The sequence below is a fragment of the Micromonospora sp. NPDC049240 genome (genome assembly GCF_040647835.1).
Classification (GTDB): domain Bacteria; phylum Actinomycetota; class Actinomycetes; order Mycobacteriales; family Micromonosporaceae; genus Micromonospora.
On record NZ_JBEZCX010000036.1, the window covers coordinates 8,059 to 19,892 of the forward strand.

Here is an 11,834-nt window from a genome sequence, read left to right on the forward strand (position 1 = left end):
CGGCCCTCGCTGCGCTCGGTGCGTTCGCTCATGCGGTGCCGCCGGGCATGCGCTCACGGCCCTCGCTGCGCTCGGTGCGTTCGCTCATGCGGTGCCGGCTGGGCATGCGCTCACGGCCCTCGCTGCGCTCGGTGCGTTCGCTCATGCGGTGCTGGCTGGGCATGCGCTCACGGCCCTCGCTGCGCTCGGTGCGTTCGCTCATGCGCGTACCTCCATCGGGGTTTCCGTGACTGCGGGCCGGCCGATGCGCAGCGCCATCGCGGCGGCCACCGCCGCGCCGGCCGCGCCGGCGACGAACACCGCCGGGTAGCCGAAGCCGGCGGCGACCAGCCCGGTCGCCGGCCCCCACACCGCCAGACCGAGGTCCCAGAACGACGTGTACGCGCCGATCGCCGCGCCCTGCCGCGCCGGATCGGTGCGGTTCATCACCATCAGCGCCAGCGACGGGTGCAGCAGCGAGAACCCGACGCCCATCACCACACTGCCGACCACCGCGACCGGCAGGTTCGGGGCGACCGCGATGACCAGCAGGCCGACCGCCTCGCCCACCCCGCACCAGGTGGCCACCCGCCGGGGGCCGAGCCGGTCGGGCAGGTGCCCGATGACCAGGCGGGTGCCGGCGTAGACGGCGCTGAAACAGCTCAGCACCACCACGCCGTGCCCGATGCCACGGGCGTCCAGGTGCAGCACCACGAACGCGGCCAGGCCGGCGTACCCGGCGGCGCCGAACGTCAGCGCCACGCCGGGCAGCAGCGCGGGGCGCAGCAGCAGGCCCCCGCCCTTGGCCGCCGGCGCGGTACGCGGCGGCGCCGGCACCAGTGCGACGAGCACGGCGCCGGCCGCCGGCGCGGCGGCGCTGAGCACCCACACCGCCGGATAGCCGGCCTGCTGCACGGTCGCGCCGAGGAACGTGCCGGCGGAGATGCCGCCCCACATGCTCACCCCGTACAGGCCGATGAGCTGGCCGCGCCGGTGGTGCGGGGCGAGCTGGACGATCCACACCGCCCCGGCGGTGAACAACGCCGCCTCGCCGGCGCCGAGCAGCAGCCGGACCACCACCAACGCCGGCACGCCCAGCGGCGCCAGGTAGAGCAGGCCGCCGGCGGCCACCACGAGCGCGCCGGTCAGCATCACCGTGCGGTGGCCGTACCGGTCGGCGAGCGCACCGGCGACCGGACGGACCAGCAGCGCGGTCACCGCGGTCACCGTGACCACCACGCCGACGGTGAGGTCGCCGGCGCCGTGCCGCTCGCGCAGGAAGCCGGGCAGCACCGGGATGACCGCGGTCAACCCCAGGTAGCCGGCGAAGAGCCCGCCGAGCAGCCCGACCAGCGCCCGCCGGGGCAGCGGCTTCTCCTCGGTGCCGGCGTCGGTCAGGGGCGCGCCGGTCACGGCCGGGCCAGCACGGTCTCGCGGGCGGCGGCCACCTTGCGGACCGCGCGGATCAGGTCGTCGCAGTCGTCCGGGGTGAGGTTCGACGACAGCGGCACGTCGACGGTCTCGGTGAGCAGTCGCGCGGTGCGCGGCAGCGTCGCCCGGATCTGTCCCGGGTCCGCGGTGTCGTAGAGGAAGCGCCAGTTCCAGAACGCGCGGACGTTCAGGTCGTCGTCCGCGCCGATGTTGCGCGCGTCGATCCCCTCGGCCCGCAGCGCCCGGGCGAACCAGCCGGCGTCGCCGCCGGGCACCCGGAACACGAACGCCTCCCCGAGGTAGGCCCCGGGCGCGACCGGCCGCCGCGCCGCGATGCCGGGCAGGTCGGCCAGCGCCTGCGAGACGTGCGCGTAGTTGCGGTGGAACAGGGTCAGCCGCTGTGGCAGCCGGGTCAGCTCGGCGCGCAGCAGGGCCGCCCGGATCTCGTCCATCCGGAGGCTGAGCAGCGGCAGGTCCAGGCCGGTGAGCGGCGGTTCGCCGTCCGGGAAGTGCCGGCGCAGCCGCCCCTCGTACGCACCGGACAGCGCGACCGCCCGGGCGAACAGCGTGCTGTCGTCGGTGATCAGGAAGCCGCCCTCGCCGCAGTTGAGCGCCTTGTCGGACTGGGTGCTGAACGCCCCGGCGGCGCCGAACGTGCCGAGCTTGCGGCCGTTGAGTTCGGCGCCGAGCGCCGGCACGGCGTCCTCGATGAGCGGCACGCCCATCTCGGCGGCGAAGGCGGCCAGGGCCTCGACGTCGGCGGCGAAGCCACGCATGTGGACGACCATGATGGCCCGGATGTCCGGTCGCCAGCGGCGGCGCAGGTCGTCGAGGTCCATCCGCAGGTCGTCGTCGACCTCCACCAGGAATGGCCGGCACCCGGCCAGCACAATGGCGCTCGGAGTGGCGACGAAAGTGAATCCGGGACAGGCGACCAATGACCCGGCCGGCACCCCGGCGCCCATCAGGGCGAGGGCAAGTGCGGCCGTGCCGCTGGAAACGGCGAGGGCGTGCCGGGTGCCGAAATAACGGCACAGTTCGTCCTCGAACCGCCCGCATTCGGTTTCTTTCTGCGCGCGATGGTCGTATCGGAAGTAGAGATGGCTGCGAATGGCCCGAATTGCGGCGTCCTCGTCGTCGGGGTGCACGAATACCGCGCCCTTGTCATATGTGGGCCACGGCGTGTCCCGCACCGGCCGGCCGCCGTGCAGTGCGAGCGGTTCTTCCAGCTCAGCGCCGCGCGAGGCCGGCCTGGGCCGGCTCGCCGCGGGAGCGTCGTTGTTCCCGTTCACCGGCGGACTCCTCGAGGCGAGCGGTGGATTTCCTATTCCCTCGATAGGATTTACGGGGCGCGCGCCGGGCGTGGTCGCCCGGCGGAATCTCGCGTCCGGCGCGATCCCGTCGAGGGGTGGGAAAAGCCACCAGATCCGACATTGGCGTTAGGTGGATCCAGTGACCATCATGATTGCCCCCGGACTGGCAGCCGTCAACATGCGATTGGGAATGTGCACAAGGGTTGCTGACAGTGACAGTGGACAATAGGGAATAGTTCCTGGTGGGCGCTCGCCCACACCGCCGGCGCATGTCGGCCAGGGTCGTCGTCACCACGGTCCGTCGGCCTCCGTCGGCCGGGTGGCAGCCGCCGACGAGCGTCCGGCCTCCGGTCGGGACGGCGTTCCGTCATCCGGCACGCGGCGCGCGCGGTGACGCCGGGCAGGTCACTCCGCCGGCGCCACCACCTCGATGACGTCGGCCGGCGCGCGGCGCGGGGCCGGTGGCAGGTCGGCGTCCGGTCCCCAGCCGACGCGCACCACCAGGTAGGGCTCGCCGATGCCGGCGAGCAGGTCGCGCATCATCCGGCGCGGCCAGGCCACCTCGATCGCGTCGCTGAGTGGTGCGCTGGCCAGGCCCTCGGCGGTGGCGGTGAGCAGCAGCGCCGACAGCGCCTCGCCGCCGCGCAGCCAGGCCGCCGGGTCGTCGCGCTCACCGAACAGGATCAGGTACGCCGCGCCCCGGTCGAAGTCCGCGCCGGCGGTCAGCCCGGCCGCTCCACCGGGAGCGTGGTCACGCAGGGGCACCCGCCGTGGCGCGGGCCGGACCGCGGTGGCGGTGGGCACGCCGTCGCCGCTGCCCGCCGGGCGGTTGGTCCAGCGGCGCAACTCCTCCCGGTACGCCGGGTCGGCCAGCTCGGCGTCGGCGGCGCGGCCGGTGAAGACCGCCAGCATCGGCATCTGGTCCGGCCGGACCACGTGCAGGTGCACGCCCTCGGCCTCGACCGCGTCCCCGAGCCGGGCCAGCACCGGTTCGGGGACCGGGCGGTCGCCGTACGCGCGCCGGTCGGTGCGGCGGCGCGGGATCGCGTCGACCAGCCGGCCGGCCGGCACGTCCAGGGCGGTCGGGCCGGTGGTGCGCAGCCGGGCGAGCAGTGTCGGGTCGGCCCGGTCCGGCAGCCGCCCGACGTCGACCGTCCAGCCGGCGGCGGCGAGCGAGACGCGGACGTGGTGCAGTGCCGCGCCACAGCTCAGCACCAGCAGTCGACCGTCCGGGTCGGTGTGCGCGAGCTGCCGGCCCGGGTCCGTGCGCAGCTCCAGCGCGTCCGCGGTGACCCGCCACCGCCAGGGCTGGGTGTTGAACACCGAGGGAGCGTGCAGGGACTGTCGGGCCGCCGCCTCCAGCACCCGTACCGTCGGGTTCTGTTCGGTACGCGTCGATGACCGGTCCATGGCGGCGCCTCCTCGTTGCTCGTCCCCTTCCGAGGCTGCCGGCCGTCGTGCCCCCGGGACAGGGTCGGAGGGCCCGACCGGCCGGGACCCTGCGTCCCGAGTGTCGAGCGGGGAGCGCTGCTCTACCGGAGGCGTTAAGCGGGGGCCCGTCCTTGCGTCGGGGGGACGGCGAGGGCGATGGTCAGGTCGAGGATGGTGGCGGGGTCGTGCAGGCGGTCGCCGAACAGCTCGCGGAGCTTGCCCATCCGGTAGCGGACGGTCTGCGGGTGCACGAACAGGTCCGCCGCCACGTCGTCGCGCCGCCCCTGGTGCAGCAGCCAGGACCGCAGCGTCTCGGCGAGCCGGTGCGCGGTGGCCGGGGGAAGGGCGGCGAGCGGCGCGAGGGCCTGGGTGCGCAGGTCGGCAAGGGCTTCCGGGTCCATGCTGAGCAGCAACGCGGAAAGGTGACACTCGGTGTCGACCGGCCCGGCGCCCGGCTCGCCGAGCCCGAGCGTGAGCGCCCGGGTGGCCCGCTGGTAGGACGCGGCGACCCGGTGCCAGGGGCGGGCCGGGCCGAGCACCGCCCGGTGCCCGTGCAGCAGCCGGACGAGTTGACGGCGTCGTCCGCCGTGCGCGTCCGGCACCAGCAGCACCGCCAGTTCCTCGGCCGGGTTCATGCCGGGCAGGTCCTCGCCGCTCTCCAACGTCTGCGGGCCGAGCAGGGCGAGCACCGCGCGCAGGTGCCGGCGGGGCAGCAGCACCACGGTCAGCGTCTGGGGCGGCGGCCAGTCGGCCCGTTCCGCGCTGCGCCGCAGCGACTCCTCCGGCTCGCCGGCGAGCAACTGCTGGGTGAGCCGTTCCAGGTCGCGGCGGCGGACCCGGCCGGCGCTGGCCAGCTCGTCGGCGTGCCCGGCCACGCTGGCCGCGGACAGCTCGTCGATGTACGCGAACATCAGCTCGGCGAACTCGGCCACCGTCTCGGCGGCCAGCCCGCTCCGGACCGTGGTGGTGGAGACCTCCCGCCAGGCCACCCGGGCGCCCACCCGGTACGCGGCCAGCAGCGCGTCCATGCTCCGCCCGGCGCGCGCCTCGCCACTGCCCAGCGCGTACGCGGCCTCCAGCGCGGGGGCCAGGGGAGTACTCGGGTCGAACGCCTGGGTACCCTCGATGAGCTGGAGGAACGTGCCGAGCGCGATGCGTACCGCGTTCTCGATCTTCTCCCGCATGGTGTCGGTGAGCGCGCCGGAGTAGTCCGTCACCTCGGCGGTGATCGCGCTGACCGTCCGCTCGGCGACCATGGGCAGCCGGTCGCGCAGCAGCGCCGCGACGCCGGCGTCGAGATCGAGATGGGCGGCCCGCGCGCCGGTCCCGGCCTCCTGCGTCATGTTGTTCCCTTCGAACAAAAACCCGTGACCGTTTCACCTTTGCTGGTCAAGATGTTATGCGATCCTGCGGTCACGCTGGTCATATGACCACAACTGCGCCCCGCCGCCCCCAGAAGGCTTCCTTCCGGGACAGGCTGCTGCGGCTGGCCGGCACGGTCACCACCCCGCTGCTGCCGGGCGACTACCTCGACATGATCGCGCCGTTGCGCGCCGGCGCCCCGCTGCGCGGCCGGATCGTCGCGGTCCGCCCGGAGACCCGGGACGCGGCGACGCTGGTGATCCAGCCGGGTCGTGGCTGGCTCGGCCACCTGCCGGGGCAGTACGTGCGACTCGGCGTGGACGTCGACGGCGTACGCCAGTGGCGCGCGTACTCGGTCACCTCGGTGCCGGGCGCGGCGGACGGCCGGATCAGCGTGACGGTCAAGGCGATCCCGGACGGCAAGGTCAGCAACCACCTGGTCCGCCGGATCCGGCCCGGCACGATCGTCCAGCTCGACCAGGCGCAGGGCGACTTCGTGCTGCCCACCGCGACGCCCGAGCGGGTGCTGTTCCTCACCGCCGGCAGCGGCATCACCCCGGTCATGGGGATGCTGCGGGCCGGGCTCACCGAACGGGCCGACGTGGTGCTTGTGCACTCGGCGCCCACCCGCAACGACGTCATCTTCGGCGCGGAGCTGCGGGCGCTGGCCGACCGTGGCGCGGTGCGGCTGGTCGAGCGACACACCGACACCTCCGGCCTGCTCGACGTGGCCGAGCTGGACGACCTCGTACCCGACCACGCCCAGCGGCACACCTGGGCCTGCGGCCCGGTCGGCATGCTCGACGCCGTCGAGGGGTACTGGACCTCGAACGGCGTCATCGAACGCCTGCACACCGAGCGGTTCCGTCCTACGGTGGTTACGCCTGGCGACGGCGGCACGGTGACCTTCACCGGGGCGGGGGTGACCGTCGAGGCCGACGGCGCCACCACCCTGCTCGACGCGGGGGAGAACGCGGGGGTGCTCATGCCCTCGGGCTGCCGGATGGGGATCTGCTACGGCTGTGTCGTGCCGCTGCGGCAGGGCGCGGTACGCGACCTGCGCAACGGCGACGTCACCACGGCCGTGCCGGGAGACGGCGTGCGGATCCAGACCTGCGTGTCGGCGGCTGCCGGTACCTGCGACATCGAACTCTGAGGAGCCACCGACGTGACCGTGATCCAGAAGAAGGCCGACAACCCGATCGCCCACCTGAGCGCCGAGGACATCGAGATCATCGGCAAGGAACTGGACGCGATCCGGGACCGGGTCATCGCCGACCGGGGGGAGCGGGACGCCCGCTACATCCGCACGGTGATCAAGACCCAGCGGACGCTGGAGATCAGCAGTCGCGCGGTGCTGCTGTTCTCGCTGTTCCCGCCGGCCTGGATCGTCGGCACGGCCGGCCTCACCATCGCCAAGATCCTCGACAACATGGAGATCGGGCACAACGTCCTGCACGGCCAGTGGGACTGGATGCGCGACCCGAAGATCCACTCGACCACCTGGGACTGGGACCACGTCTCCCCGGCCGACCAGTGGAAGCAGTCGCACAACGAGCTGCACCACCGCTTCACCAACGTCGTCGGCAAGGACAACGACCTCGGGTACGGCATCATGCGCGTGGACGAGGACCAGCCGTGGCACCCGATGCACCTGGGCCAGCCGGTGTGGAACCTGCTCAACGCCGCCTTCTTCGAGTACGGCATCGCCGCGTACGACATGGAACTGGGCGACCACCTCAAGCAGAAGCGGCTCAAGGAGCCGGCGTTCCGGGCCAAGGCGAAGGCGGTCGGCCGCAAGATCCGCAAGCAGGTGCTCAAGGACTACGTGGTGCACCCGCTGCTCTCCGGCCCGTCGTTCCTGTCCACCCTCGCCGCCACGTTCACCGCGAACCTGATCCGCAACGTGTGGAGCCACTCGGTGATCATGTGCGGGCACTTCCCGAGCGGCGTGGAGACGTTCGAGAAGACCTCCATCGAGGGTGAGACGCGCGGCGAGTGGTACCTGCGGCAGATGCTCGGCTCGGCCAACATCAGCGGCCCCCGCCTGCTGCACATCATGACCGGGAACCTGTCGTTCCAGATCGAGCACCACCTCTTCCCGGACCTGCCGAGCAACCGCTACCAGGAGATCGCCCCGCAGGTGCGGGCGCTGTTCGACAGGTACGGCCTGCGGTACACCACCGGCCCGCTGCCCAAGCAGGTCGCCTCCGCCTGGTGGAAGGTGATCCGCCTGTCGCTGCCCAACCGGCGCGACCGCCGGCAGCCGGTCGCCCCGGGCCCGCTGGTCCCCTCCGGCGCGGCCTGACCGACCGGTGCACGGCGGATGAATTCCCGCCCGCCGGCACCTGCACAACCGGTGTCCGCCCAGCTCAGCGCGGCTTCCGTGTGCTTCGGGACGGTCGCCGGCCCCCGTACACTCGCGCCGTCGAGCTGAGGGGGTGTGGTCGTTGATGCCGTACGACGCCGCGACGCCGCCGGCCGCCGGCCGGCGGGTGGTGATGCTTGTCGACAACGCGGTCGAGGGTGACTCGCGGGTGCAGAAGGCCGCCCGGTCCGCCGCCGACGCCGGCTGGGACGTCACGCTGCTCGGCTGCGCCCGGGTCGACGCCGAGCGTCGCTGGCGGCTCGGCGACGCCGAGGTACGCGTGCTGCCGCTCGACGCCCCCCGCGCCCCCCGACCGGCCGTCGGTGACCCGGGCGACGGCGCACCCGGTCCGCGCGACGGCCTGCCTCGGCCGGTGGGCGGGATGTCCGGTCTGCGGCGGCGGCTGGTGGCCCGGGGCGGTCTGCCGCTGCGCGCCGCCCGGCTGGCCCGCCGGCCGGTGGAGCACGCCCAGGTCCGCTACTGGGCGGCCCGGCTCGGTGACCGGGCCTGGCGTCGGCTGGAGCCCGGCCTCTGGGACTACGAGCGGGTCGCCGGCCCGGTCGTCGACGCGCTGCGCCCGGACCTGATCCACGCGCACGACTTCCGGATGCTCGGCGTGGCCGCCCGCGCGGTCGACCGCGCCCGGGCCCGGGGCCGCGCCGTGAAGCTGGTCTGGGACGCCCACGAGTGGCTGCCCGGCGCCCGGCCCCGCCGCGACAACGCCCGCTGGCTGCCCGCCCACCTCGGCTACGTCCGCGAGTACGTCGGCCACGCCGACGCGGTCGTCACCGTCTCCGACACGCTCGCCGACCTGCTGGTCCGCGACCACGCCCTACCCGACCGCCCCACCGTCGTGCTCAACGCGCCGGTCACCGCCGCCGAACCGGCCACTGCCGCCGGGTCGGTCGCCGCCGGTTCGGTCACCGCCGCCGAGCCGGTCACCGCCGCCGAGCCGGTCGCCGCCGCCGAGTTCGGGCCGGGGGCCGTGCGCGCGTCGGTCACCGGGACCGGGTCCGTCCCGGTCGACGCGGGCGAGGCGGGCGGCCGGGAGGCACCTGACCTCCGGGCCCGCTGCGGCCTGGCCGCCGGCACCCCGCTGCTGGTCTACAGCGGGGCGATGGCCGTCCAGCGCGGCGTGGACACCGTGGTCGAGGCGCTGCCCCGGCTGCCCGGCGTACATCTGGCCCTGGTCGTCGCCGACCCGGCCGCCGCCTACGTCCGGCAGGTCGTGGCGCGTGCCGCCCGGCACGGCGTGGCCGACCGGGTGCACGTGCTGCCGTACGTGCCGCACCGGCAGCTCGTCGCGTTCCTCGCCACCGCCGACGTCGGGCTCATCCCGCTGCACCACTGGCCCAACCACGAGATCGCGCTGATCACCAAGTTCTTCGAGTACGCGCACGCGCGGCTGCCGATCGTGGTGAGCGACGTCCGCACCATGGCCGACACGGTCCGGGCCACCGGCCAGGGAGAGGTGTTCCGCGCCCGGGACGCCGCCGACCTGGCCCGCGCGGTCCGGGCGGTCCTCGCCGACCCGGCCCGCTACCGCGCCGCCTACGACGGCCCGGACTCGCCGCTGTCCACCTGGACCTGGGAGGCCCAGGCCGCGCGCCTCACCACCCTCTACCACCACCTGCTCACCCCCACCCCCGCCCCGCTGCCCTGAGCGCGCTGATTCACGGAAAGCGTGGCCATTCGGCCGCCGACAGCCACGCTTCCCGTGAATCAGCGCGAGGCGAGGGGTGGGTGTGGGGTAGCGTGGACGGCATGCAGGGTTGGCGATCTCTCACCGCCGCAGCCGCGCGAGCTTCCCGCTCGCCGGTTGCCGCCGCCTGACCTGCCCCATCCCACGCCGGCGACCGGAGACGGTCCGCCGGCGTCGTCGTGTGTCACGGCCACCGTCGGGTGGGCCGTCCGGTCGCCCGTACCCGGAAGGCACCCGCCATGACCCCCGACGAGATCATCCGTACCTTCGCGGAGCACTACCATCGCCTCGGCCACTCCGACGCGCCGGAGAGTTCCCTGGTGCCGCCGCCCGGCGACCCGGTGCTGTTCACCACGTCCGGCATGCACCCGCTCACGCCGTACCTGCTGGGGCGCCCGCACCCCGGCGGACGCCGCCTGGTCAACGTGCAGCGGTGCCTGCGCACCACCGACCTGGACGAGGTCGGCGACCGGACCCACCTGACCGTGTTCCAGATGCTCGGCTCCTGGTCGCTCGGCGACTACGACATCGCGACCAGCCTGCGCTGGGGCTTCGACCTGCTCACCGACGGCTACGGCATCGCGCCGGGAAGGCTGCACGCGACGGTCTTCGGCGGCGACGACCACGGCCTCGGGCCGGACGAGACGGCGCGCGCCACCTGGACCGCGCTCGGCGTGCCGGTGGAGGCGCTCGGCGCGGACAACTGGTGGTCCAACGGCCCGACCGGCCCGTGCGGCCCGGACTCGGAGATCTTCGTGTGGACCGGTGACGGCCCGCCCACCGGCACCCCGAGCGGCGACGACCGCTGGGTGGAGGTGTGGAACCACGTGCAGATGCGACACCACCGGCACCCCGACGGCCGGCTCACGCCGCTGCCGGTGTCCAGCATCGACACCGGCATGGGCCTGGAACGGCTGGAGATGGTGCTGCGCGGCGACCGGTCCGTGTTCACCGGCGACGGGCTGCGCCCGTGGGTGGGCGCGGTCCGCGACCGGTGGGGCCTGCGCGGCGCGGACCTGCGCGTGGTCGCCGACCACCTGCGGTCCGCGGTGGTCGTGCTGGGCGACGGGGTACGCCCGGGCAACACCGGCCGCGGGTACGTGCTGCGGCGGCTGCTGCGCCGCGCGTTGACCGTGCTGTGGCGCGACGACCCGACGCGGAGCCTGGACGAGCTGACACTGACCGGATACGACGACACGCTGCGCCGGTTCCGCCAGCCGGTCGAGCCGGGTCCGCTGCGGGCGGCGCTGCGCGACGAGGAGCGCCGGTTCCGGGGGCTGCTGCGGCGCGGCCGGCCGCTGGTGGCGCGGGTCCGGGCGCGGGGCGCGCTGACCGAATCCGACTACCACTGGCTGCACGACACCCACGGGCTGCCCCGCGACCTGGTCGACGCGCTGCTCGCCGACGCCGGCTGAGCGGTTGGCCGCCCGGCCCGGCCGGTGCCAGACTCGGTGCAGACATCGCCGCGAGGGAAGAGGCCCCATGACCGGGTACGACGTGCGGCCGGACGAGGGGACGGTGCCGCTGCTCGGCGCCGAGGTGCGCATCGCCGACCCGGCCGGGCTGCTGGCCGCCGCCCAGGGCGGGCCGGTGGAGCTGCTGGCCGAGACCGACTTTCCCGCCCCGGTGCGGGAGGTCCGCTGCACCCTGCGCGCCGACACCGTCGACGGGCAGCCGGTGCACCGCTTCGAGGCGTACCTGCGGGTGGAGGCCGCCCCGGCCGGCCTGCTCGCCCTCGGCCTGGCCGGCCCGGTCGGCCTGCTGCTCGCCGAGCGGCTCGCCGCCCGCGCCGTCGACGGCCCGGCCGCCGCGGTGGGCCGGGCGGCCGCCGAGGCGACCCGCCGCCTCGGGCTGCGACCGGCCGGCACCGCGCTGGCCACGCCGCCGCGCGACCCGGCCGGTCGGGCCGTGCTGCGCGCCGCCGAGGAAGCCGGCGTGCGCCCCCGCGTCGAGCAGGACAACGGCACGGTACGCATCCGCGTCGACGTGCCCAGCGCCGAGGTGGGACCGGAGCACCTGCGCGTGGTGCTCGGCGTGCTGCTCCAGGCCGTCCGCGAACTGACCGGGGACACCCTGGAGCCGACGGTGCTGCGCGGGCGGACGTACCGGGTGGGGCGGCGACCGGTCGCCGCGCCGCGCGGCGCGGCGGTGGCGCGCGGCCAGGGCGGCCGCCGGGGCGTCCGGGGGGCCCGGGTGCCCGCCCCCCCGGGCTCGGTGCGGCCCCCCCCCCTCCGTGTTCGGGCCGGCC

9 protein-coding genes and 1 pseudogene are annotated in these 11,834 nt (G+C 74.8%); 5 read left to right on the top strand and 5 right to left on the bottom strand.

The features are described 5' to 3' along the window. Positions 1 to 28 precede the first annotated feature (28 nt). The 5 genes from AB0B02_RS31435 to AB0B02_RS31455 all read right to left on the bottom strand — a co-directional run bounded on the left by AB0B02_RS31435 (position 29) and on the right by AB0B02_RS31455 (position 5,497). Complete coding sequence (locus AB0B02_RS31435) at positions 29 to 202, bottom strand: hypothetical protein (protein WP_357306633.1); 174 nt, start codon at positions 200 to 202, stop codon at positions 29 to 31. Then, positions 199 to 1,392 (bottom strand): MFS transporter, encoded by a 1,194-nt coding sequence (locus AB0B02_RS31440; protein WP_281940405.1) that lies wholly within the window; start codon positions 1,390 to 1,392, stop codon positions 199 to 201. The genes AB0B02_RS31435 and AB0B02_RS31440 overlap by 4 nt, the downstream gene beginning before the upstream one ends. After that, positions 1,389 to 2,702, bottom strand: coding sequence for an aminotransferase class I/II-fold pyridoxal phosphate-dependent enzyme (locus tag AB0B02_RS31445; protein WP_281940407.1), 1,314 nt, complete (start codon positions 2,700 to 2,702; stop codon positions 1,389 to 1,391). The genes AB0B02_RS31440 and AB0B02_RS31445 overlap by 4 nt, the downstream gene beginning before the upstream one ends. A 426-nt stretch (positions 2,703 to 3,128) precedes the next feature. Next, positions 3,129 to 4,133: a nitroreductase family protein gene (locus AB0B02_RS31450; protein WP_357306638.1), complete on the bottom strand. Its 1,005-nt coding sequence runs from the start codon at positions 4,131 to 4,133 to the stop codon at positions 3,129 to 3,131. Positions 4,134 to 4,267: 134 nt separating this feature from the next. Next, entirely contained in the window at positions 4,268 to 5,497 is a 1,230-nt protein-coding gene (locus tag AB0B02_RS31455) for a helix-turn-helix domain-containing protein (RefSeq protein WP_281940411.1), read from the bottom strand. A gap of 83 nt (positions 5,498 to 5,580) precedes the next feature. Here AB0B02_RS31455 and AB0B02_RS31460 point away from each other — a divergent pair, with 83 nt between their 5' ends. The 5 genes and pseudogenes from AB0B02_RS31460 to AB0B02_RS31480 all read left to right on the top strand — a co-directional run. Beyond that, a complete protein-coding gene (locus AB0B02_RS31460; protein WP_281940413.1) occupies positions 5,581 to 6,672 on the top strand; it encodes a ferredoxin reductase in 1,092 nt (363 codons plus the stop codon). A gap of 12 nt (positions 6,673 to 6,684) precedes the next feature. Continuing rightward, the gene (locus tag AB0B02_RS31465) at positions 6,685 to 7,824 is read left to right on the top strand and encodes an acyl-CoA desaturase (protein ID WP_357306643.1); all 1,140 of its coding nucleotides are present in this window, start codon (positions 6,685 to 6,687) and stop codon (positions 7,822 to 7,824) included. Positions 7,825 to 8,017: 193 nt separating this feature from the next. After that, positions 8,018 to 9,547: a glycosyltransferase gene (locus AB0B02_RS31470; protein WP_357306647.1), complete on the top strand. Its 1,530-nt coding sequence runs from the start codon at positions 8,018 to 8,020 to the stop codon at positions 9,545 to 9,547. Between the two features lie 278 nt (positions 9,548 to 9,825). After that, positions 9,826 to 11,001: an alanine--tRNA ligase-related protein gene (locus AB0B02_RS31475; RefSeq protein ID WP_281940419.1), complete on the top strand. Its 1,176-nt coding sequence runs from the start codon at positions 9,826 to 9,828 to the stop codon at positions 10,999 to 11,001. Between the two features lie 67 nt (positions 11,002 to 11,068). After that, positions 11,069 to 11,834, top strand: a pseudogene (locus AB0B02_RS31480) (ATP-binding protein); the annotation flags it as partial.

Bases quoted from the DNA above. Each gene is read 5' to 3' on its own strand.
- AB0B02_RS31435 (WP_357306633.1), bottom strand. From the start codon at position 202: ATGAGCGAACGCACCGAGCGCAGCGAGGGCCGTGAGCGCATGCCCAGC.
- AB0B02_RS31450 (WP_357306638.1), bottom strand. From the start codon at position 4,133: ATGGACCGGTCATCGACGCGTACCGAACAGAACCCGACGGTACGGGTG.
- AB0B02_RS31455 (WP_281940411.1), bottom strand. From the start codon at position 5,497: ATGACGCAGGAGGCCGGGACCGGCGCGCGGGCCGCCCATCTCGATCTC.
- AB0B02_RS31460 (WP_281940413.1), top strand. From the start codon at position 5,581: ATGACCACAACTGCGCCCCGCCGCCCCCAGAAGGCTTCCTTCCGGGAC.
- AB0B02_RS31470 (WP_357306647.1), top strand. From the start codon at position 8,018: ATGCTTGTCGACAACGCGGTCGAGGGTGACTCGCGGGTGCAGAAGGCC.
- AB0B02_RS31475 (WP_281940419.1), top strand. From the start codon at position 9,826: ATGACCCCCGACGAGATCATCCGTACCTTCGCGGAGCACTACCATCGC.